The organism is Acinetobacter lwoffii, from assembly GCF_019048525.1.
Taxonomy (GTDB): domain Bacteria; phylum Pseudomonadota; class Gammaproteobacteria; order Pseudomonadales; family Moraxellaceae; genus Acinetobacter; species Acinetobacter lwoffii_K.
This window is the reverse complement of the sequence record NZ_CP077369.1, coordinates 290,332-313,106: the sequence shown is the minus strand read 5'-3', so window position 1 is coordinate 313,106 and position 22,775 is coordinate 290,332. Positions and strand designations below refer to the sequence as shown.

Below are 22,775 nucleotides of genomic sequence, written 5' to 3'. Positions count from 1 at the left end.
CAGTGATGAAGTTGTTTAGTTCCTAAGCGATCAAGTGTTTAGATCCTAGAGATTAACAAGTACAAGCGTTATGATACGCGCACTTGATAATCTCTGTGATTTATCACAGTTTCCTGACCTGACGAAGGCTGGAAAAATCATTAACAGAATATATTTGAGTTGAAATAATTTGTTCAAACTCGTTTTAAACAACCTAGCAAGCAATTGTGAAAGTTGAATGAAATGAGTTCTAGCGAAATTAACTGAATCAAGCGTTTTGGTATATGAATCTAATTGAAGCTGTACAGTAGTTAAATCTACGAAACGCCAACTGTATGAGCGTGATGAGAGATCATCACAATCTGTTGCTTATCCCACTTGTAAGGATAAACGACTGTTTGGGGTTGTATAGTCAAGTAATTAAGTGCATGTGGTGGATGCCTTGGCAGTCAGAGGCGAAGAAAGACGTGATAGCCTGCGAAAAGCTCCGGGGAGGCGGCAAATATCCTGTGATCCGGAGATGTCTGAATGGGGAAACCCACTTACCATAAGGTAGGTATTGCAACATGAATACATAGTGTTGCAAGGCGAACGAGGGGAAGTGAAACATCTCAGTACCCTTAGGAAAAGAAATCAATTGAGATTCCCTCAGTAGCGGCGAGCGAAAGGGGAAGAGCCCATTAAGTCATATAAGTTCTAGTGGAACGCTCTGGGAAGTGCGACCGTAGACGGTGATAGTCCTGTACACGAAAGGGCTTATATGATGATGTCGAGTAGGGCGAGGCACGTGAAACCTTGTCTGAATATGGGGGGACCATCCTCCAAGGCTAAATACTCCTGACTGACCGATAGTGAACCAGTACCGTGAGGGAAAGGCGAAAAGAACCCCTGTGAGGGGAGTGAAATAGATCCTGAAACCGCATGCATACAAGCAGTGGGAGCCGGCTTAGTCCGGTGACTGCGTACCTTTTGTATAATGGGTCAGCGACTTATATTCAGTAGCGAGGTTAACCGAATAGGGGAGCCGTAGGGAAACCGAGTCTTAATAGGGCGTTTAGTTGCTGGGTATAGACCCGAAACCAGGTGATCTATCCATGAGCAGGTTGAAGGTTGGGTAACACTAACTGGAGGACCGAACCCACTGTCGTTGAAAAGCCAGGGGATGACTTGTGGATAGGGGTGAAAGGCTAATCAAACTTGGTGATAGCTGGTTCTCCCCGAAAGCTATTTAGGTAGCGCCTCGGACGAATACCATTGGGGGTAGAGCACTGTTTCGGCTAGGGGGTCATCCCGACTTACCAAACCGATGCAAACTCCGAATACCAATGAGTACTATCCGGGAGACAGACTGCGGGTGCTAACGTCCGTAGTCAAGAGGAAAACAATCCAGACCGCCAGCTAAGGCCCCAAAATTATAGTTAAGTGGGAAACGATGTGGGAAGGCATAGACAGCTAGGAGGTTGGCTTAGAAGCAGCCACCCTTTAAAGAAAGCGTAATAGCTCACTAGTCGAGTCGGCCTGCGCGGAAGATGTAACGGGGCTAAAACTATATGCCGAAGCTGCGGATGCATAATTTATTATGCGTGGTAGGGGAGCGTTCTGTAAGCCGATGAAGGTGGATTGAGAAGTCTGCTGGAGGTATCAGAAGTGCGAATGCTGACGTGAGTAACGACAATGCGAGTGAAAAACTCGCACGCTGAAAGACCAAGGGTTCCAGTCCAACGTTAATCGGGGCTGGGTGAGTCGACCCCTAAGGCGAGGCCGAGAGGCGTAGTCGATGGGAAATTGGTTAATATTCCAATACTTCTGTGTAATGCGATGAGAGGACGGAGAAGGTTAAGTCAGCCTGGCGTTGGTTGTCCAGGTGGAAGGTTGTAGGCATGTATCTTAGGCAAATCCGGGGTACTCTATGCTGAGAACTGATAGCAAGCTGTACTTGTACAGTGAAGTGGCTGATACCATGCTTCCAGGAAAAGTCTCTAAGCTTCAGTTACACAGGAATCGTACCCGAAACCGACACAGGTGGTCAGGTCGAGTAGACCAAAGCGCTTGAGAGAACTCTGCTGAAGGAACTAGGCAAAATGGTACCGTAACTTCGGGAGAAGGTACGCTGTTGTCTGTGATAGGACTTGCTCCTTGAGCGGCCGACAGCCTCAGAAACCAGGCCCCTGCAACTGTTTATTAAAAACATAGCACTCTGCAAACACGAAAGTGGACGTATAGGGTGTGATGCCTGCCCGGTGCTGGAAGGTTAATTGATGGGGTTAGCGTAAGCGAAGCTCTTGATCGAAGCCCCAGTAAACGGCGGCCGTAACTATAACGGTCCTAAGGTAGCGAAATTCCTTGTCGGGTAAGTTCCGACCTGCACGAATGGCATAATGATGGGGGCGCTGTCTCCAGCAGAGACTCAGTGAAATCGAATTCGCCGTGAAGATGCGGTGTACCCGCGGCTAGACGGAAAGACCCCGTGAACCTTTACTGCAGCTTGACATTGAACTTTGATCTTACTTGTGTAGGATAGGTGGGAGGCTTTGAAGTCGCGACGCTAGTTGCGATGGAGCCGTCCTTGAAATACCACCCTGGTAATATTGAGGTTCTAACTCTGTCCCGTTATCCGGGACGAGGACCATGTCTGGTGGGTAGTTTGACTGGGGCGGTCTCCTCCTAAAGAGTAACGGAGGAGTACGAAGGTGCGCTCAGCGTGGTCGGAAATCACGCGTAGAGTATAAAGGCAAAAGCGCGCTTAACTGCGAGACCCACAAGTCGAGCAGGTACGAAAGTAGGTCTTAGTGATCCGGTGGTTCTGTATGGAAGGGCCATCGCTCAACGGATAAAAGGTACTCTGGGGATAACAGGCTGATACCGCCCAAGAGTTCATATCGACGGCGGTGTTTGGCACCTCGATGTCGGCTCATCTCATCCTGGGGCTGAAGCAGGTCCCAAGGGTATGGCTGTTCGCCATTTAAAGAGGTACGCGAGCTGGGTTTAGAACGTCGTGAGACAGTTCGGTCCCTATCTACCGTGGGCGTTGGAAATTTGAGAGGATCTGCTCCTAGTACGAGAGGACCAGAGTGGACGAACCTCTGGTGTACCGGTTGTCACGCCAGTGGCATCGCCGGGTAGCTATGTTCGGAAGGGATAACCGCTGAAAGCATCTAAGCGGGAAGCCTACCTCAAGATAAGATTTCCCCGAGACTTTATGTCTCCTAAAGAGCCGTTGAAGACTACGACGTTGATAGGTTGGATGTGGAAGCATAGTGATATGTGAAGCTGACCAATACTAATTGCTCGTGAGGCTTGACTATACAACACCCAAACAGTTGTTGTACGAACTTCGAAAGAAGTGAGGATCAATTGATTCGATATTAAACAAAACAGCTTGATTTAGTTACGCTGAACGAACAAAATACCCAACTCAGATATACCTGTTAATGAACGATGTTCAAAGCACTGCTTTGAACAGAGTGCAAGATTTGAAGAAAGCTAAGGCAACCATAAGACCTCAGTAAGTAATCATACCAGTTGTGCTGGCGACCATAGCAAGAGTGAACCACCTGATCCCTTCCCGAACTCAGAAGTGAAACCTCTTAGCGCTGATGGTAGTGTGGGGTTACCCATGTGAGAGTAAGTCATCGCCAGCTCATTATTCCTAAACACCCCCGACCATAAGGCCGGGGGTGTTTTTTATGGGCGAGATAATTGTCTTGACTATTTAGCATTCATATAACGTTAACTTTATACAGTGTTCAATATGAAGCTAGAGCGATAATTAACCTTATCGAGTAAGGGGCGGATTGCTCAACTTTGTTCTTGCAATGCATCAAACTGACGTCGAGCATGTTTAAAGGCAGTTCTAAGGCCTTCTTCCAGCGTAGGATGATAAAAAGGTTTCTTTAGGATCTGGTGAATATCCTGGTCGGCATCAATCATCCAGGCCAGTAAATGGGCCAGATGTTCTGCTTGTGAACAGAGGAGTTCTGCACCCAGTAATTTACCTGATTTTTTATCAATATAAACTTCTATTCCACCTGAATTTTCTCCCAAAACTAGAGCACGTCCTTGGTTTTCATAAGAGATGAATCCCCGAATAAATTCGACTTGTTGATCTTCTAGTTGCTTAAAGCTTTTTCCGATAATCGCCATTTCAGGATGACAAAATACAATCGCCAATGGGGTTAAAGCAAAAATAGGTTTTACATCCGGATAATTCAAACAGTTATGAACAACCTGTTTGCCAGTATGCGCGGCTTCATGTTGAATGGGTGCATCAGGGGCGGCATCACCGACTATAAATATAGGTAGGTTTGCAAGTTGTTTGGTTTCTTTATCGATAGGAAGGTTTTTGATATCCTTGAATGTTGAATTGAGTTGATCTAAACCTAAATGATCTATATTGCTTTGCCGACCTGTGGCACCTAAAACATATTCAACGTCAATACTCTTAGTCTGATCATTTTCTGTAAAGTTAATCTTTATTTTATCAGCTTGGATCTCAAACTTATTTGGTAAGGTTTTAAATTTGATATTAAGTTCTTTACTGAATTGCTCTTGTGCTAGTTTTTGTAAGATCGGGCTAGTTAAAGCACCTACTTTTTGACTACGCGCAAACATTGTGGTTTGTACACCCAGTCTTTGCATGGCTTGAGCTAATTCAATTGCAATGATACCACTCCCGATCACTGCTAAAGACTTAGGTAATTGGGAAAACTCAAATATTTCATTTGAAGTGATGTATTTGTCTTTTAATTTTTGCTTTAGATTTTCATCAATATTGGGGCGTGAACCTACAGCGACAATAAAACTTTTGGCCCGATAGGATTGTCCATTGACTTCGATCGTTTGGAGATCAACAAATTTGGCTTTTCCGGAAATTTTATGTGAGCTGTCCCATTGATCGACACCTTTCAAGGTTGCACGAATAAAACGTTCTCTAAGGACATGCACGCGTTGCATAACCTCTGAAGGATCAATGACAGAATTATGTTTTAAAGCAAGTTCTTCAGCAGTTTGAATATCATGCATGCGATTTGCGGAAGAGATTAGCAATTTACTTGGCATACAACCTACACGGGCACAGGTCGTATCCCACGATCCATCATTGATAATTAAAATATTTTGGGTGTATTTGATAGCTTCGTTATAAGCACTGATCCCTGCAGTGCCTGCGCCGATGATGATGAGGTCATGCATAAAATGTTTACTCAGTTCTCAACAACTAACTATTTACCTTAATATTTACAATGTTTTCGATGTAAATTATGTAACTACATTGCTTATTTTTGCTAATTTGAGTAAATTTTGTATAAAAGCCAGAAGACTAACTTTATGGCAGCTTAAATATTATATCTAGTGGGAAAAATCATGAGTTTGTTTATAAATTTAAAAAAATTAGGGGTAAACACAACAGTTTTAGCGACATCAATTTCATTGGTCGCTTGTGGCGGTGGGGGAAGTGATGGTTACTACAATAATGGTTCTCCAAGTGGCAATACTGGGGAAGGGAATACAAGTGATAACAATCAATCAGAAACAGATACTTCAAAGGTAGCAAATAGTCTTAGTATTTCATTACAAGATATTGAAGGCAAACCTTTACAGATTGCTCAAGATAATAGTCAAGTCAAAATAGCAGTTAAAGTATTAAATATAGATAAAGGTGGAATCGCAGGTAAAGATGTACGTTTAAGTATTGGCGGAGAAGATTTGGGGGTAGAAAGTACTAACTCTAAAGTTTCTTCAGATGAAAATGGGGTTGCATTATTTACATTAAATATTCCTGCATTACAAACTGATACTGGAAAGGTTCAACTAACAGCAAAGGTTGAAGGAACTACAGTCTCAATTCCTTATACATTGAATATCAAAAAAACAAGTACAATTATCAGTGATTATAATCTTAATGTACCACAAGGTTTAGTGTTAAATTTGCCAAAAGGCTCTACTGACGTTGTAGTACAAGTAACGGATGCCAAAAGTGGTGCAAAAGTTGGTCAGACTGTTGAATTAACTTTACCTCCTGAAATGAATGGTAAATTTATAGTTGAAACAGGTTCATCAGTAACAACAGATACTCAAGGTAAAGCGACTTTTAAAATTAGTGCAAATCCGAATCTGACATCAGATGATATTGCAAATTTTGTTGAAAGTTCACAAAAACTAAGTTTTAAGTTAATTGATGAGTATCGTGCTGAAAAAAATGCAGTAACGTCTCTTACATTTAAAGATATTTCAAGTGTAGTAAATAAACTCGAAATTATTACACCAGAAGATTCTATTGCAGCCAAAGATGGCACAGCAAAAATTCTCGTATTTGCAAAAAATAGTGCAGGAAATGTTTTAAAAAATACCCAAGTCAAGTTAGCTGTAGATGCAATCGCGAAATATTATGGGGTCCAACTTGATAAAAATGAGGCTACAACAAATTCAGAAGGTTATGCTGAGTTCACTTTAAAGAGTAACTCGAATTATCCAATTGCTCTTTCACAAAGAGGAATTGAGCTTACTGCCACATACGAAAATAATCCGGATATTAATGGTAAAGCAACGGTACAGGTCGTAACTGCTGATAGTAGTGTAAATAATCAAGAGGCAATTCAGCGTTTAGAAATCGCATCTGCATATAAAGTGAATGCAGTTAATGATAGTGTCGAAATTAAAGTTAAAGCAATAAATTATAAAGGATTAGGGGCTTCTAAGGGTAATATCACTCTCAGCTTGAATGCAGGGGCAACATCTAATGGTGTTACTTTTGATGGTGCTGCAACTCGTGATGTAGATCCAAATGGCTTTGTAACTTTTAAGCTTAAGACAATTTCTCTGACACCAACACCTACACAAAAGGCAATTGATGCTTTAATTGATGCTGGTATTGAAGCAACTTTTACTGCAGATAATGGTGCAAGCAATAAGATTAATATTATTGTAGATAATAGACTTCCGTCATAAATCAAAAAACGTACAATTTATTTGATCTTAAATTAATCAGCAAAATTATTTAATTCAAGAGATAATCCTTGGATGAAATTCAAAGATATTCAAAAATTATCAAACGTTAAGTTTCGTAGGCTTACCGGTGTTAGTTGGGCTACATTTAACCTCATGTTGGCCGAGCTAAATAAGCATTTACCTCGTCATATTGGTAAAGGACGACCGCATAAATTACCGTTGGAAGATCGTTTGCTCTTATGTATAGAATATTGGAGAGAATATCGAACATTTTTCCATCTTGGTATGAGTTACGGTGTATCTGAAACGAGTGCAATTCGTATCACACGTGTTATTGAAGATACCTTAATCCGTTCTGGAAAATTCAACTTGCCAAAACAACTTCCTAATCGAGATGAAGTGGATTGGGAAGTTGTTGTGATTGATGCCACTGAAATATTAGTTCAACGTCCAAAAAAAACAGAAGAAATGGTATAGCGGTAAAAAAAAGCGACATACCTTTAAATTTCAGCTATCTATGCACTATATAACAGGTGAAATACTGAGTGTATGTGGAAGTCATGGAAGCATGCATGATTTTAAAATATTTAAAAAAAGCATGAGGAAATTAAAATTTAAGCCCTTTTTTATCGTTGATAAGGGTTATTTAGGGATAAAGAAATTGGGTTTTGGATGCCTCATGCCATCTAAAGCAAAGAAAACTGAAAAACTAGATTCTGAATTAAAAAAGTTAAATAAAGAGATTGGTCGTAGACGAATTCAAGTAGAGCATGTATTTGGAAGGATGAAATGTTTTAAGATTTTATCTTGTGTATATAGAAATCGTCGTAAAAGATTAAACCTGCGGTTTAATTTACTTGCTGGCATATACAATTTAGATTGGGTGAAAGATAAACAATTAAATTGATTGAAAAATGATTTATGAAGGAAGTCTAATGAAATTGTCTCTGAAAAAACAATTGATTATTTACAGATCGATCCAATATTAAATACCTTTGACTATAAAAAAGATCAAACTATTACAGTAAAAGTTAAAGCTCTTGATGAAAAAGGTAGTCCTTTAATCGGTGAAAAATTACAATTAAATAAGAATACACAATTTCAAAGCTTGGGTTTAAGCTTAAATGGTAATGCAGAAGCAGCAACACGTGATGATGGCTATGCAATATTTGAACTAGATTATAAGTATAATGGGTCTGAGCCTCAAAGAATTGCTGCTGAACAAGGTGTAAATATAGTTTTCTCTGCAGTTAGAGACAGTAAAAAAACTCAATCTATTAAACTTAACTTTGCTACACAAGCTAAGCCAGAACTGGACTATTTAACTGTTGATACTGACGGGATAAAATCTATTATCTTGGGTGTAGAAAAAATAGTAACAGTACGAGTGGCTGCAGTTGATAAAAATGGAGATGCCTTAGCAAATCAATTAGTAAACTTAAATGTGAAAGACAATATTTCACTAACTAAAGGTGTTTCTTATGCCTCACCAACCGAGGTGACAACAGATAGTAATGGCTTGGCTGTATTTAGCTTAAAAGTTAAAGCACAAAACCAAAGTGATTATGATGCCTTAATGAATGGTTTTGATATTGAAGTAACTCCTATCGGATCAGATACAAAAAAGATTAGTAGACATATTGAATTATCTGCATTTACAACTGATCCTGAAGCGAACAGTAAAGTCGCTCAATTAATGATTGATCCTATTACTAATGCATTTAGTTACGTTCAAAATCAAAATATTGTTATAAGAGCAAAAGCATTAGATGATAAAGGAAACCCACTCGTTAATGCACGTGTAAATATTGAATCATCCTTATCTAGTACAGATATGAAAGCTTTGCAATTAAGCCTTGTGAGTCAGGCTGAACAAGTTACAGATGCAGAAGGCTATGCGACATTTATATATAGTTATAAATATGATGGAACATCTACACAAGCTAATTTAGCGAAAGCAGGCGTAGAATTTACTATTCGTTCTGCTATTACTAATAAGGTAGATAATATTGCTATTAAATTTGCTACCTTACCAAAAGTGTTGGATTATTTTAATGTAAGTTTATCTCAATATGCCCTGGCTCTTGAGGGTGGGGAAAAAGTAATTAGTATCACAGTAGATGCTAAAGATATTAATGGGGATATTTTAGCTGGACAGCAGGTTTCAATTGGTTTAAATGATGCTGCATTACCAAATGGTATAAAGTTATTAACTCCAAGCTCACTTATTACTGATAATGCAGGTAAAGCTGTATTCCAAATAAGTATTGATCCAAAAACAGCTGAACAAATTGCAAATTTAGATGCAAATGATTTAACAATTGCAATTCTCGGTAAGCGCCCTGATGGTTCATCATATTCAGCAGTTCAAAAAGTTGAACTTTCGAAACCGGTTGAAGTATTACCAGACTTGGCTAACTTTCTGTTTACTACAATAGAAGATAAGCCATTAGATCCTATTTCTGTTCTCGGTGGTGAGACTCGCGTCAAAATTACAGCAGTTGATGAAAAGGGTAATCCTATTCCAAATACACCAATTGCAATTGCTTTATCTAGTCTCACTTCTAGTCGTGTGTCATTAAGCAATATACCAACTCAAACGAATAGTGAGGGTAAAGCTGAATTTACCGTGACCGTAGCCGAGGGAGAGTATGACCCTAGTTTGATCAAAAATGGCATTATCTTTGCTGTAGTAGGTACAAACTTAAATAATGGTGACCGTTTACAGCAAACAGGTGCAATTAATATTACTGCTCCTGCAAATGCGTTAAACCCACGTTTAACATCAGATGTAAAAACAGTGACAGCTGGGCAAACAGTTAAAGTGTATGCAGCTGTTAAAGATGAAATGGGCATTAATACTGCAGCTGGTACACCAATGCGATTGACTCTGAATCCAAAAGCTATTGCTGCAGGTGTTAAACTGAGTGCTGACGGAGTGGTAATACAAGGAAATGGTTCAGTGCCAATTGACTTAATTATTCCACAAGGTATTACATCTGCTGCTTTAGAATCTATTGTAGTAACAGGAACTATCCGTGATCCACGCGGTAATGAAATTCAGACGAAGCTAAATTTTGCTGTTCAAGATATTAGTAATCCTTATCACTTAACTATTGATAGTAGTCGTGTGTCATTAAGTTCAGCAGGTGATAGTGCATTTGTGACGGTTAAACTTCTTGATAAGAATCAAGGCGGTGTTGCGAATGAAAAAGTTAGCTTAGCTATTGCTGATCCGCGAAATGCGACTAGTATTAAAGGGGCTTCACAGCTCATTACTAATCAATTTGGTGAAGCTGTATTTGAAGTATCGATGAAATCACTACAAGGTACATTAGTATTACCAGTTCTACCAATCGAATTAACGGCAACCCATACCACTGCAACAGGTGCTTCAGTAAGTCTACCTGGCAGTATTCAAGTGCACTCACCAACAGTTTTAGCGCCAGAATTGGACTTAAAAATTAAAGTATCTAAAGATAAGTTAAATGTCCGTGGTGATTCTTTCGAAGTATCAGTATTGGTAGTAGACTTAGATGGTTCAAGTCAAGCTGGTAAAGCAGTTACATTAACAATTCCTCAATATAATCAAAATGGTGCATATATTCATGGCGCATCTACTATTGAAAGTGATGAGAATGGTTGGGCAAAATTTTCAATTGTAATTGATGAAAGTTTACGTAATCCAAGCTATGACTTCGTTGCTGCTGATTTACGTGTAGAAGCTGTAGTTAAAGATACGCAGAATACAGAGCGACGTGTACCGCATGTGATTGATGTGGTAAATTCCGAAGTGCCAGTAACGATTGGTTCTATTGCGGTTAATTTTAATCCAACAGAGCTTACATCAACGGGTAACGGGATTTATTATCAAAAAGAGGGTTCTGTTCAGCTGGTAGATGTTGATGGGAAGCCAGTGGCAAATCAGGATGTGGTTTTAGATATTCGTCCAACATCTTACGTCTTAGGTGAATGGAAATTTGAAATTCAGAAAGATCCATGGAAAATAGTTGAGCAACCTGGTGTCGATGTGGATGGCAATCCTATTACCTTAAAAGTTAAAGAGCTAGATGCGATTTATCCATTTACGAATCTAAAAGGCTGGATTAAACCAAGTGATTATTATTATCCATTAATTGGTGCAATACCTGCACAAGTTCAAGATAAAAACTCAGCAACGACATGTACGGTGGATCCAACAACATCAACTTGGACAGCTAATGGTCAAGCATTACGTGTGGTTCGTTTCTTAGGTGGTACAGCAAATAATAGTACGACTCACCCATATACCGCGACCTATCGTACAGATAGTACTGGTAGGTTTGACTTCATCATTGAATATCCAAAAGCAAATGCTCATTGGATCGCAGTAGAAGTAGGAGCGAAAACTACACTTGCACAAACACCAACTAGAGGCTATACAACATTAACATTGCCAAGTTTAAGTAGTGATTATGCTGCTGATGGAAGTTATGCACCTAACCGCGTAAGTCCATATACAACATGTGTCAACTAATAATCTAATCTGACGAAAAAACAGCGCTTCGGCGCTGTTTTTTTATGGGAACTAAAATTTAAAAAAACTAAATTGATGTTCCCACACTCACACCCACAGTCGGCTTTAGATTCATCGAGCTACAGCCTGTAAAAGCCAAACTACAACATAAAATAATCAATAACTTACTCATGAATCAATCCTTGAGATTTAGCCTGATTAAACAAGGCGGCTGAACGTGTGCCGCTTCGGCAAACCATCAAAATCGGTTTAGGCAGCTCATTATAATATCGAGCAAATTCTTCAATATTCGCCTGAGAAAGTTGGCCACTCATTACAGGCTGATAAATCACACTCACTTGAGATTTCTCTGCAATGGAGCGTAATTGACTCACCGTGACACTATTACCAGTTTCCTGATCAGGACGATTTACAATCACAGATTTGAAACCTTGCTGAATCAATTGCTGAAACTTGCTTGGTGTCATTTGCCCCGTAACACTCACCGTAGAGGTCAGCGCACGGCTAAGATCATTTGCAGCAAAAACAGGTGTAATACAGCTAAAATAGGTTGCCAGTACCACACCTTTCCAAAACGACTTAATCATCCAGCAGGTCCATCTGTTTTGCCAGTTGATATAAGTTATTCGAGCGGTTTCCAGTACGACAGAACATCAAGATCGGTTTTGGCAACTCATTATAATGATTGGCAAAAGTGCGTACATCAAGCTCAGTAATCTGACCGGCTACTACTGGCTGGAATACATAATCCAGACCGGCATTACGTGCAGCTTCCTCGATTTGTGCACTGGTTGGCTGCTCGGAACCACCTTCCATGTCCGGACGGTTGTTGATAATCGATTTAAAACCTTTCTCAACCACTTGAGTTACGTGTTCAGGACCAATTTGACCAGCAAAACCTACATTTTCGCTCATGACGCCACTCCATCATTTCATTTATATCGATATGCTTTATGATAGCATTAAGCTGAAAACATGCTGAACCTGTTCTGAAATTTTTATAAATGATGATAACCATAAGATAACGCAATGGAGCGCGTATGCAGGCTTATACAGTTGAACCACTGTATGTCAAAAGCGGTCAGGAAGTGATTGCTGCAGATTTTTATCGGCCTAAAAATATAGAAAAACCGGCCGTAATCCTGATGGCTCATGGTCTGGCTGCCTTACGTCAATTTAAACTGGTGCAATATGCCCAGCGTTTTGCCAGTGCCGGCTATGCGGTGGTTTTATTTGACTATCGCTATTGGGGCGGCAGCACTGGGCGTCCACGTGAACTGGTGTCGATCAATGCCCAGCTCGATGACTGGCGAACCATGATCAGACATATTCAGGAACGCAAATCGATTGACAGTAAACGGATCGTGCTCTGGGGTACGGCCTTAAGTGGTGGGCATGTATTGACACTTGCAGCAGAGCTGAAAAATATTCAGGCGGCGATGGTACAGGTGCCTTTTGTCGATGGGGCTGAAAGTGCCCAACTATATCCTTTACAGCAACTCCCCAAGGCGCTTAAAGTTTCCAGTCAGGATTATATGGGGGCCAAGGTTGGTATGGCACCAAAAACCTTACCTGTAGTTGATCCGCATGAGCTATGTTTTATGCCGACACAGGACAGTTATGAAGGTTATCTGTCGATTGTCAATCCGGATTATTACTGGAGTGGTCATATTCCTGCACGGGCATTCTTTAAACTGATGCGCTATCGGCCGATTCAGGAAGTAAGAAAGATTAACATTCCAGTCCTGTTTATTGCGGCAAAACAGGATAGTCTGATTCCCATTGAATCCAGTCGGGAAACTGCAACTAATATTGCACCATTTGTACAATATCATGAGTGGAATATGCGACATTTTGATATTTATCATGGCGAATGGTTTGAAAAAGCAGTTTCGACCCAATTAGAATTCTTACATCAACATATTGGAGTGCGCTAGATGATTATTGTATGTCCGGAATGTCTGGCCAAAAACCGTGTCCCTGAAGATAAACTCACTGCCAACCCTGCTTGTGGTCAATGTCATCAAGCCCTGATTCCACTGGTACCAATTGAGCTGAATGAGCAGAATTTCAGCCAGTTTGTCACGCATAGTGACTTGCCAATCCTGATTGATCTCTGGGCAGAATGGTGTGGTCCCTGTAAAATGATGGCACCGCATTTTGCGACTGTCGCCCAGCAATATCCAAATGTGGTTTTTGCAAAAATTGATACAGAAGCCAATCCTCGCTTAAGTTCGGCATTTAATGTTCGCAGTATTCCGACGCTGGTGTTGATGAATAAAAGCAACGAAATTGCTAGAATAAGCGGTGCATTACGGTCAAGCGAGCTGCAAAAATGGCTTGATCAGCAGTTAAATACCCAACCCTAATTCAAATGCCTGGAGTGAAAGTGTCAGATTCTCAAGTAAGACCAGAGGGGATTCTTTCCCTACAGACGATCGCAATGCCTGCAGATACCAACTGGAGTGGTGATGTCTTTGGTGGCTGGATCGTTTCACAAATGGACTTGGCAGGCGCGATTCACGCAGAGCGATTTTCAAAGGGACGTTGTGCCACGATTTCAATTAACCAGATGACGTTTCTGGTCCCGGTGAAAGTCGGGGACGTGATTAGTTGTTATACCAAAATTTTAAAAGTTGGCAAGACCTCTATCCAGATGGAAATCGAGGTTTGGGACAGTCATGATGATTCACGCCCACCAATTCGGGTAACTGAAGGGGTGTTTACTTTCGTTGCGGTAGATGTCAAAGGTAACAAACGTCTGATTCCAGAAGAAGCAAAACAGAAGCTTTTAGAATCCCAAACAGCACAATGATGACTTGAAATAAAAAATCCCAGATTAATGATCTGGGATTTTTTTTGTCTGTATTGATATCAGGTCTGCTTCAATTGCTTTTTGGCAATCCAGGCCCAGAGCATCTCGCATTGAATCGGTGCTTCACCTGATTCATCACTTACCATAACATGAACCAGTGTTTCACCTTTGTCTGAACTTTGCATAAGCCGTTGCTGTTCAGTAGTCAAGGTAGCAACTGCCGTCAGGGCACCTTTGGTCGGACGTTTAAAGTCTACTTTTAGACTCTTAATCAAAACCACTGCGCTATCCGGTACATTCATTGCGGTTACAAATCCTGTTGCTGTTTCTGCCAGCAGGGCCATTGCACATGCATGGATTTGTCCGATATGGTTCTGCATGGCTTTATGATTGGCCATACTTACTACCACTTTGGACGCACTCATTTCCTCATAACGAATCTTGGCAGAGCCGACCATCGGGACCACCCGGCCAAAAGTTTTACTTAACAAAGCAGTACGAATGCCTTGCGGTAATCGTGCAGTGGCTTTGACTAATCTGGCTAATCGGTTGTTCTTTGCCATAATTCCTTCTACAGACGTTGCTGTCTTAATCTTTAAAGTTATTGAACTGTAAAGGCAAACCAAATTGCTGTTCTTTCAAGAATGCCATTACTTGCTGCAATGTATCGCGTTTTTTATCAGTCACACGAATCTTGTCGCCCTGAATAGAAGATTGCGCCTTAATCCCACTTTCTTTAATGGCTTTATTAATTTTTTTTGCGGTATCAGAGTCAAGACCATCTTTGAGTTTGATCACCTGAATCACGTTTTTGCCAGAAGCCGTCATTTTTTGTGGATCAAGCGCCTGAATATCCACTTTGCGTTTAAAGAAATGACTTTCCAGCATGCTATAGACTTGTTCACACTGGAAATCGCTTTCAGTCGAGATTTTGATTTCCTTGTTTTTTTCATTCAGTTCAATAGAAACATCCTGACCACGGAAATCAAAACGGGTCGCGATTTCTTTTTGGGTGTTTTGAACTGCATGATTTACTTCAAAAATTTCTAATTCAGAAACAATATCGAAAGAAGGCATAGTTTAGACCTTTACAAAGGGAAAGAATATCTGAGATGCTAGGGATGTTTTCTTCATTTGCCAAGTGTTGTTTTACATCAAAGGAGTGCGCAATGATCCGTAAGCAAGAAATTACAACATTTGAGTTCCCAGAAAATGCAGTTATCTGGGATGTACGCGATTCAAGTGCTTTTGCTGAAGCACACGTGAAAGGGGCGGTGAATCAGCCTATTAACGATCTTTCAGCAGAGCACCTCACTCAGGTGTCAGCGGATCAACCCATTTACATCTTGTGTGGTGGGGGCAGTAAAGCTCCACGTGCTGCTGAAAAGTTAGAGGGTTTTGACAGCTCCCGTGAATATGTCATTCTGATGGGTGGTACTCGTGCTGCCCGTGATGCAGGCTTACCGCTTGAACAGAATGCATAAAGCTTTCTGTTAATAAAAAAAGCGCCGCAAGGCGCTTTTTTAATGGGTGAGATTTAATGCCTCCCAACCTCCCTTTTCTGTAAGCGTCCGCTGAACACACCTTATGAATTCATCCTATAAGCCTTAATTTAGTCCCCACTTAAAAACAAGTGGGGACTAAAATTTATGACTACAAATCACCAGACATCCATCGCATCTCTTGCGAAAAAACGAAGAACATACAGTGCTGAATTTAAACAGCAGATCGTTCAGGCTTGTAAAGCACCGGACGTTTCAATTGCTTCGGTCGCTTTGCAACATGGATTGAATACAAATCTTGTATCCAAATGGATTCGCTTAATTGATGGTAAGCCAGGGAATGATCGCTCACCACTACCGAATAAACCTGCATTTATTGCCTTATCTTGCTCTACACCATTAGATCCTACTCCTACTGACATGTTAACGGTTCAAATTACTTTACCCCACTCAAAAGCAGAAATTGGCTTGAAATGGCAAGTATCAGAAATATCTGCTTTAGCAGAATTACTCAAGGCACTTGCAACATGATCCGCATTGATGAAATCTGGCTTTCTACCCAACCTCTGGATATGCGAGCAGGGATGGATACTATCATGGCTCAGGTGGTGAGAGCCTTTGGCTACATCAAACCGCATTGTGCTTACCTGTTCTGTAATAAACGTGGCCATCGCATGAAAGTGCTGGTACATGATGGACTGGGCATCTGGCTGTGTGCCCGGCGGCTGGAACAGGGAAAATTCCACTGGGCGCAGGTTCACCAGGGTGAAAGCATGGCGATCAGTCCGGAACAGTTACATGCACTGATCCAGGGTTTACCTTGGCAGCGCATTGGACGACAGCAGGTGGTGACGATGCTCTAAACTAGGCTGGTCCATTCTGCTATTCTCCAAATGTTGTATTTCATTCTTCTCATGACCTCAGGCATACTGCGGTCATGAATACGCTGCCTGATTTAAGCCAACTGACCCATGAACAACTGCTGGAATTTACCAGACAGTTGGCAATGCAGCATCAGTCTCTGGCACAATCAAATCAAGAATTAGAAAAATCAAACCAACAATTAGATACCAAAGTTCAGCATCTTGAAGTATCCAATCAGCAATTAGATGCTCAAGTTCAACATCTTTCTATTCTCAACCAAAAATACGAGCATGAACTGGCGCTGTTTAAAAAGCACAAATTCGGCAGTAAAAACGAACATCTCACCGCAAAACAAATCCATCTCTGGGATGAAGCGGTCGAAGAAGATATTGCCGCTGTTGATCTAGAATTAGAACGATTAAATGCAGATAAAACCGATGCAGCGACACAGAAAGCCACAGTCAACAAACCTAAACGTCGACTGCTACCCGATCATCTACACACCATCCGTATTGAGCATGAACCTGCATCAACCCAATGCAGTTGTGGCTGCCAGTTACGTCGTATCGGCGAAGATATCAGTGAAAAACTGCATTTCAGACCGGCACAGTTCTACAAGGAACAGCATGTCCGTGGCAAATGGGTCTGTGATCAGTGCGACACTCTGACTCAGCAAGCGATGCCTGCCTATGTGATTGATAAAGGCATTGCTTCACCTGAATTGCTCAGCCATGTGTTGGTATCGAAGTATGCCGATCATTTGCCGCTGTACCGTCAGCGCCTGATCTATCAGCGGGCTGGCATTGATCTGTCCAGATCCACGTTATCTGACTGGATAGGTCGCTGCGGTGTAGAACTGGAGCCTCTGGCCAATGCCTTAAAAGAGGTGGTGCTGCAACAGCAGGTGCTGCATGCAGATGAAACACCAGTCACCATTATGCGGATGGGTGATGATGAGAAAAAACCGAAGAAAGGTTATGTCTGGGCCTATGCCACCACACAGTACAATCCAGTTCAAGCGGTGATCTATGACTTTCAGGATAGCCGTTCAGGTCAGCATGCAGAAGAGTTCCTGAATGGCTGGCAGGGCCATCTGGTCTGTGATGATTACAGTGGTTATAAAGCACGCTTTAAATCAGGCGATGTCATTGAGGTGGGCTGCATGGCGCATGCACGTCGTAAATTCCATGAGCTACATGTGACTGGGAAAAGTCAGATCGCTGAACAGGCATTACTGATGATTCAGAAACTGTATGCGATAGAAGCAGAACTCAGGAAAAAGACCGATAGTACAGCAGAACACCGCCGCGAATACCGACAACAGCACAGCCAACCAGTGATGCAACAACTATATGAATGGCTCAACCAACATCATCTGACAGTGCCATCGAGTTCTCCCACCGCCAAGGCCATCAATTACACTCTGAAGCGTTGGCCAGCTTTAAGCCGCTATCTGGATGATGGCAATCTACCTATTTGCAATAATTGGGTCGAGAATCAGATGCGTCCCTGGGCGTTGGGGCGCAAGAACTGGCTGTTTGCTGGCTCGCTGCGCAGCGGCCAACGAGCTGCCAATATCATGACTTTAATCCAGTCAGCAAAACTGAATGGCTTGGATCCGTATGCCTATTTAAGTAATGTGCTGAAAAGGTTGCCGACACATAAAGTGAGCCAAATAGAAGAATTGCTGCCGCACCGCTGGAAACCCGACCAAAATTAAAAAATAGCTATGGGGTTCAGCGCACGCTTACCCTTTTCTAAAGGGAGGAGCTACATCTATTCTATTTATTCATAAAAGTAGAGAAAAGTCCCCCCTTTTTTAAAGGGGGATTTAGGGGGATTCATTCAAAATAGTAATTAAATTTGTAGCTTAAAATACGGTTTCTTCATTTTCACTTTCTTTTGAAAACGGGTCACACTGAGTTTTTTTACTAAACTGGATGGCACCGGACAGGCTTCGCAGAGAATCTGGGCTACCAGAATTTCACTACAGAGCGGCGCAAACAGAAAACCTTTGGAGCCTAGACCGGCAAAGCTGTAAATTTCCTCATCCGCTTTCATCTTGCCGAGCAAGGGGAAATAATCCTGACTTTGCGCGCGTACCGAGGCACGACCTTGCCAGGTCTCGGTAGAAGCTAATGATTGTGCATATTCAGGAAAGACACTGTGGATCAGTTCGTAGTTGTGTACATGGTCTTCTGCCAGTACCTCTGCATCATCCCGACCTGGATAGAAAGAAGCGCCCAAGATCAGATGTTCTGCATCCAGTTGCATACAATAACCGCCATAGCTATAGGCAATATTTTCACTTAAAGGCTGGGCTTGATTATTCACCCAGCTGACCTGTCCGCGAATCGGTTTCAAAACCGGATAATCTGCAAAAAATTGTACTGTTTCTAGCGCAGTACAGACAATGACATGATCAAATTCACCTAGATTCTGTTCATTAGCAAATAGCTGAGGTTTTGTAACAGCTTCAATATGGCTAATTTTGGCCTGTTGATACTGAATATTCGGATGCTGCAAAATTTCATCACGCAATTGATGAGGTGAAACCGCACCAGCTGCTAACAGTTTTAAACTTCGAAATGCAGTTTGAATCTCTTGATCTTCTGTATCTTGTGCAGCAAGAATTTTTTTAGGATATTCGTCTGCCAATCCTAAAAGCTGTTCAGGATTTTTTAAGGCGAGTTGATTGACCTGAATTGGGCGGAAAGCCTTGAATTTTGCATAGTGCGTCAGAGCCTGTTGCCAGGCCAAGGTCATTAAATGCTCTGCACTTTGCTCAACCGGACAAAGTTTAGGATTGAGTAAGGCCAGTGGATTGCCAGAACCTCCGGAGAGTGGCGCTGACTGGTCGTAAATCGTAACCTGATGACCACGTTGAGCGAATGCCCAGGCCGCACTTAAACCCGCGATTCCAGCACCAATTACGGCAATCTGGCGAGGTCTGGTATTGGTCTCTGTCACTCGCTCAGTTTTTTTTTGAGTAATTTCTTGTATTAATGAACTCTCAGTCTCTTCAGCCGGATTCCAGATCGCTTTCAGCATTTCACGCTTATGCTTAAAACCACGTGGACGGGAAATTGAAATCCCATGATTTTTTAAGCCGCGTTTTAACACGCCAGCGACACTGAAAGAGGCGAAAGTTGTCCCAATCTCGGATAAACGTACAATATTATTTAAAACATTTTCTTCCCACATGTCCGGATTACAGGAAGGCGCAAAGCCATCCAGAAACCAGGCGTTTACCGGTGCAGTTTTTTCAATCATCGGGAAAACATCATGTGCATCACCCAGCCATAGATCCAGACTGAATCGTTTTTCAGGAAAACTGAGACGATGACAGCCGGAAATTGGCATCGGATATTGAGAGATGAGTTGATCGGCTAAAGGCTTGAGTTCTGGCCAGGCATTTAAGGCTCGAATCAGATCAGCTTTGGAAAGAGGAAATTTTTCAACTGAAATGGCATGCAGATGACTGTGATTATCCGGACGTACCTGTTGCCAGAGCTGCCACAGGGCCAGAATATTTAAACCAGTACCAAAACCCGTTTCACCCACACAGAAATATTCAAAAGGTTTTAAATCTGCCAGACGCGTACTGAGATCATTGCCATTTAAAAAGACATGCCGGGTTTCCAGCAAGCCATTGTCTTTGGAAAAATACACATCACCAAATTGCTTGGACACAGGCACATCAATGCCATCCACCAATTGCCAATCCAGATCGGCAGTTTGAATTGCGTGCGACAAAACGGGTACAACCTTAAAAATATCGGGAAGGACTATAGCTTACCATTGACGACGGCGTTTGGTATAAACATAGCTCGCGATCAGGAAGCCAAGCAATACACCGACAGCCAATGTTGCTGCACCGTAGAGGAACATCTGCGCACTGCGTTCACTTTGCAGCACCTGTACCTGCACCCCAAGATTATCATTCTTGAGCTGTAATTCTTGATTTTGCGATAGTGCTTCCAGATTGGCTTTTTCCAGTTGCTGCAAACGGGTGGCCTGATCTTTGACCAAAGCTTTCACCTTGGTATCTTGCTGGGCTTTGAGCTTGGCGATTTCTTCTGCAGTTAATGGCTTATTCTCGGCAGGTGGCACCGGCTGGGCAGAAGATGCTACGGCAGGAATAATGGCAGGTTTCGGCGTAGACTGGGTTTGGGCAGTCACCGCTGTCCCTTGAGGTTGTGCTGTCTGATTTTCCTGAGTCACAGGAGCAGGCGCAACTTCGACTGCCCATACTGGAGAAATCATAAAACATAGGCCAATGATACTGGCAGTAACAACACGCATGAACCTTATCCTTGAGGGAATGCTTTATTGAATGGTTTAACATCGATGTGTTCGTACACACCTTCTTTTAAGAAAGGTTCATCCTGTAGCCATGTATCCAGCGCTTCACGACTGTCAAAGTCGACAATAATGGTACTGCCATAAAAACCGGCCTGTGGATTGGCTGGATCCTTAGGCATGGCACCTGCAACAATCAGGCGGCCTTCAGCATTTAACTGTTCCAGACGTGCAAGATGTTGTGGACGAATCGCGAGGCGTTTTTCAACTGTACCTTCCCGATCGGTACAGCTAACGACGAATAATGGCATGATGACTCTCAATCGTTTGTAGTTGGACTTATTCAGCGGTCTTAAAGTATTTGCGCAATACAATAAACTGAATAATGATAAAGGAAAACATCACGATCATGTCACCGAATGCGGTAAATTCACCCCAATATTTTCCATCCATCCACAAATAGGCGAAAAAGGTATGCAGAAATGACATCAGTACGAACATGGCAACCCAAGCATAGTTCAGCTTGAACCAGCCTTTTTCGCTTAGATTGAATACCGGACCAAACAGGCGCTGAATCAGTGGTTTTTTATCCTTGCTAAACCAGGGCGATAACAAAAAGACCCCGGCAAAGACCAGATTCAGTAACACGGCTTTTAGACGGATATAAAAATCATCGCTGAGGATCAGGGTGATACCACCAAAAATCACCGTCATAAACAAGACAATCCATTGCTGCTTGTCCAGACGGAATTTTTGCATGACAAATAACGCACCATAGACGACCAGCATGGAAATAATCAGACCTGTGGTTGCAACAAGAATATTATTATTGTCGACACCCCCCGCAGAACCGATCAATTGCAGCAATTGATGGTCAGTGTCTTTTGGATCTACAGTTTTATATAAATAAAAGAAAATAATGAGTGGCACAAAGTCTAAAAGTGCTTTCATGTTAGAGTATCTAAATCTGATCAAATAAATGTCATAGTATAGAGATGCACGGCGTAGATTTACATACACATAGTAATATTTCTGATGGAACTTTCAGTCCTCAGCAATTAGTCGAAGCGGCTGTGGAAAAACTTGTCCATACTTTGGCCCTGACGGATCATGACACCATGGACGGTTTGGTATTAGCGGAAGAAGCTGCCAAAAATCATGAGATTAAGATCATTTCCGGGGTGGAAATATCCAGCCAATGGTCACGTCCTGCCACCAAGAAAAACTATGGCGTGCATATCGTCGCGCTAAATATGCAAAATCCTGAGCCTTTACAAAAAGCCCTCAATCAGCAAAAGAAAATCCGGGCTGAACGTTCTAAACAGATTTGTGATCTGCTGGTTCCTTTAATTGGGGAGGATATTTATATTGATGTGCTCGCCAAAGTAGACCATATCCCTGATCGGGTGACACGGACCCATATTGCCAAAACGCTAGTAGAAAAGGGGATTGTGACCCGTCCGCAACAGGCCTTTGATAAATATATCAAGGAAGGCAAAAAGGCCTATGTCAAATTTGACGGCTTGAATCTTGAAGACACGATTCAGGTGATTCATGAAAGTGGTGGCTTCGCCGTGCTGGCACATCCGACCAAATATGATTTATCTGCGACCAATATCCGTTATCTGATCGAGATCTTTGCCAAGTTCGGTGGAGATGCCGTCGAGCTGCCACCGGCGATTGAACCAAGTTCCACCCGGCAGATGGTGGATCGAATGATTGCTGAATATGATCTTAAAGTTTCGATTGGCAGTGATTTTCATGGCGATCACATGCCCTGGATTAAACTGGGCAATGTCCCGAGCCTTAAACCGGGTCAGGTCGGAATTTGGAAGAGTTTTGTTTAGTCATT

Annotated in this window: 20 protein-coding genes, 2 rRNA genes and 1 pseudogene; 14 read left to right on the top strand and 9 right to left on the bottom strand. The window is 42.0% G+C overall.

The features are described 5' to 3' along the window. Nucleotides 1-389 precede the first annotated feature (389 nt). Nucleotides 390-3,284 (top strand): 23S ribosomal RNA (locus I6L24_RS01445). 221 nt (nucleotides 3,285-3,505) lie between these two features. After that, nucleotides 3,506-3,620: ribosomal RNA gene (gene rrf, locus I6L24_RS01440) — 5S ribosomal RNA — on the top strand. 157 nt (nucleotides 3,621-3,777) lie between these two features. On the opposite strand, the gene I6L24_RS01435 is transcribed toward rrf, so the two are convergent. Then, nucleotides 3,778-5,169 (bottom strand): dihydrolipoyl dehydrogenase, encoded by a 1,392-nt coding sequence (locus tag I6L24_RS01435; RefSeq protein ID WP_216986313.1) that lies wholly within the window; start codon nucleotides 5,167-5,169, stop codon nucleotides 3,778-3,780. Between the two features lie 171 nt (nucleotides 5,170-5,340). Here I6L24_RS01435 and I6L24_RS01430 point away from each other — a divergent pair, with 171 nt between their 5' ends. From I6L24_RS01430 to I6L24_RS01415, 4 genes and pseudogenes are all read left to right on the top strand, one after another. Then, the gene (locus tag I6L24_RS01430) at nucleotides 5,341-6,924 is read left to right on the top strand and encodes a hypothetical protein (RefSeq protein ID WP_228733336.1); all 1,584 of its coding nucleotides are present in this window, start codon (nucleotides 5,341-5,343) and stop codon (nucleotides 6,922-6,924) included. Between the two features lie 72 nt (nucleotides 6,925-6,996). Next, entirely contained in the window at nucleotides 6,997-7,401 is a 405-nt protein-coding gene (locus tag I6L24_RS01425; RefSeq protein ID WP_000669095.1) for a transposase family protein, read from the top strand. 37 nt (nucleotides 7,402-7,438) lie between these two features. Beyond that, nucleotides 7,439-7,831: pseudogene (locus tag I6L24_RS01420) on the top strand (transposase family protein); the annotation flags it as partial. A 201-nt stretch (nucleotides 7,832-8,032) separates the two neighbouring features. Beyond that, on the top strand, nucleotides 8,033-11,440 hold the full coding sequence (locus I6L24_RS01415) for an Ig-like domain-containing protein (RefSeq protein WP_228733335.1): 3,408 nt from the start codon (nucleotides 8,033-8,035) through the stop codon (nucleotides 11,438-11,440). Nucleotides 11,441-11,604: 164 nt separating this feature from the next. On the opposite strand, the gene I6L24_RS01410 is transcribed toward I6L24_RS01415, so the two are convergent. Together I6L24_RS01410 and I6L24_RS01405 are read right to left on the bottom strand one after the other, a co-directional pair. Continuing rightward, nucleotides 11,605-12,027: a protein tyrosine phosphatase family protein gene (locus I6L24_RS01410; RefSeq protein WP_004645120.1), complete on the bottom strand. Its 423-nt coding sequence runs from the start codon at nucleotides 12,025-12,027 to the stop codon at nucleotides 11,605-11,607. Then, the gene (locus tag I6L24_RS01405; protein ID WP_004281596.1) at nucleotides 12,020-12,355 is read right to left on the bottom strand and encodes a protein tyrosine phosphatase family protein; all 336 of its coding nucleotides are present in this window, start codon (nucleotides 12,353-12,355) and stop codon (nucleotides 12,020-12,022) included. Before I6L24_RS01405 ends, I6L24_RS01410 begins: the two co-directional genes overlap by 8 nt. A gap of 125 nt (nucleotides 12,356-12,480) precedes the next feature. Between I6L24_RS01405 and I6L24_RS01400 the strand changes: the two genes are divergently transcribed. The 3 genes from I6L24_RS01400 to I6L24_RS01390 are packed head-to-tail and all read left to right on the top strand — an operon-like array spanning nucleotide 12,481 to nucleotide 14,255. Then, nucleotides 12,481-13,377, top strand: coding sequence for an alpha/beta hydrolase (locus tag I6L24_RS01400; RefSeq protein WP_195725581.1), 897 nt, complete (start codon nucleotides 12,481-12,483; stop codon nucleotides 13,375-13,377). Continuing rightward, the gene (gene trxC / locus I6L24_RS01395) at nucleotides 13,378-13,809 is read left to right on the top strand and encodes a thioredoxin TrxC (RefSeq protein WP_005101783.1); all 432 of its coding nucleotides are present in this window, start codon (nucleotides 13,378-13,380) and stop codon (nucleotides 13,807-13,809) included. Nucleotides 13,810-13,814: 5 nt separating this feature from the next. Next, nucleotides 13,815-14,255, top strand: a complete 441-nt coding sequence (locus I6L24_RS01390; RefSeq protein WP_153566559.1) for an acyl-CoA thioesterase — start codon at nucleotides 13,815-13,817, stop codon at nucleotides 14,253-14,255. 59 nt (nucleotides 14,256-14,314) lie between these two features. Here the strand turns inward: I6L24_RS01390 and I6L24_RS01385 are convergent, their stop codons facing one another. Beyond that, nucleotides 14,315-14,818 carry a DUF4442 domain-containing protein gene (locus I6L24_RS01385; RefSeq protein ID WP_005252918.1) on the bottom strand — a complete coding sequence of 168 codons (504 nt, stop codon included), beginning with the start codon at nucleotides 14,816-14,818 and terminating at the stop codon, nucleotides 14,315-14,317. Nucleotides 14,819-14,843: 25 nt separating this feature from the next. Beyond that, nucleotides 14,844-15,332, bottom strand: coding sequence for a YajQ family cyclic di-GMP-binding protein (locus I6L24_RS01380; protein WP_004281601.1), 489 nt, complete (start codon nucleotides 15,330-15,332; stop codon nucleotides 14,844-14,846). Between the two features lie 92 nt (nucleotides 15,333-15,424). On the opposite strand from I6L24_RS01380, the gene I6L24_RS01375 reads away from it, so the two are divergent. The 4 genes from I6L24_RS01375 to tnpC all read left to right on the top strand — a co-directional run bounded on the left by I6L24_RS01375 (nucleotide 15,425) and on the right by tnpC (nucleotide 18,341). Then, on the top strand, nucleotides 15,425-15,739 hold the full coding sequence (locus tag I6L24_RS01375) for a rhodanese-like domain-containing protein (RefSeq protein WP_216986312.1): 315 nt from the start codon (nucleotides 15,425-15,427) through the stop codon (nucleotides 15,737-15,739). A 165-nt stretch (nucleotides 15,740-15,904) separates the two neighbouring features. Beyond that, on the top strand, nucleotides 15,905-16,288 hold the full coding sequence (gene tnpA / locus I6L24_RS01370; protein WP_004733109.1) for an IS66-like element accessory protein TnpA: 384 nt from the start codon (nucleotides 15,905-15,907) through the stop codon (nucleotides 16,286-16,288). Then, nucleotides 16,285-16,620, top strand: coding sequence for an IS66 family insertion sequence element accessory protein TnpB (gene tnpB / locus I6L24_RS01365; protein ID WP_005232274.1), 336 nt, complete (start codon nucleotides 16,285-16,287; stop codon nucleotides 16,618-16,620). Before tnpA ends, tnpB begins: the two co-directional genes overlap by 4 nt. Before the next feature lie 74 nt (nucleotides 16,621-16,694). Then, nucleotides 16,695-18,341 carry an IS66 family transposase gene (tnpC, locus tag I6L24_RS01360; protein ID WP_216986311.1) on the top strand — a complete coding sequence of 549 codons (1,647 nt, stop codon included), beginning with the start codon at nucleotides 16,695-16,697 and terminating at the stop codon, nucleotides 18,339-18,341. A gap of 137 nt (nucleotides 18,342-18,478) precedes the next feature. Here the strand turns inward: tnpC and mnmC are convergent, their stop codons facing one another. From mnmC to I6L24_RS01340, 4 genes are read right to left on the bottom strand one after another with little or no spacing between them, the layout of a single operon-like run. Further along, entirely contained in the window at nucleotides 18,479-20,377 is a 1,899-nt protein-coding gene (mnmC, locus tag I6L24_RS01355) for an FAD-dependent 5-carboxymethylaminomethyl-2-thiouridine(34) oxidoreductase MnmC (RefSeq protein WP_216986310.1), read from the bottom strand. Nucleotides 20,378-20,416: 39 nt separating this feature from the next. Further along, entirely contained in the window at nucleotides 20,417-20,926 is a 510-nt protein-coding gene (locus tag I6L24_RS01350) for a hypothetical protein (RefSeq protein ID WP_216986309.1), read from the bottom strand. 5 nt (nucleotides 20,927-20,931) lie between these two features. Beyond that, complete coding sequence (locus I6L24_RS01345) at nucleotides 20,932-21,234, bottom strand: YciI family protein (RefSeq protein ID WP_004281605.1); 303 nt, start codon at nucleotides 21,232-21,234, stop codon at nucleotides 20,932-20,934. 28 nt (nucleotides 21,235-21,262) lie between these two features. Then, nucleotides 21,263-21,874: a septation protein IspZ gene (locus I6L24_RS01340; protein ID WP_004645132.1), complete on the bottom strand. Its 612-nt coding sequence runs from the start codon at nucleotides 21,872-21,874 to the stop codon at nucleotides 21,263-21,265. A 44-nt stretch (nucleotides 21,875-21,918) separates the two neighbouring features. Between I6L24_RS01340 and I6L24_RS01335 the strand changes: the two genes are divergently transcribed. Beyond that, a complete protein-coding gene (locus tag I6L24_RS01335; protein WP_216986308.1) occupies nucleotides 21,919-22,770 on the top strand; it encodes a PHP domain-containing protein in 852 nt (283 codons plus the stop codon). Nucleotides 22,771-22,775: the final 5 nt, after the last annotated feature.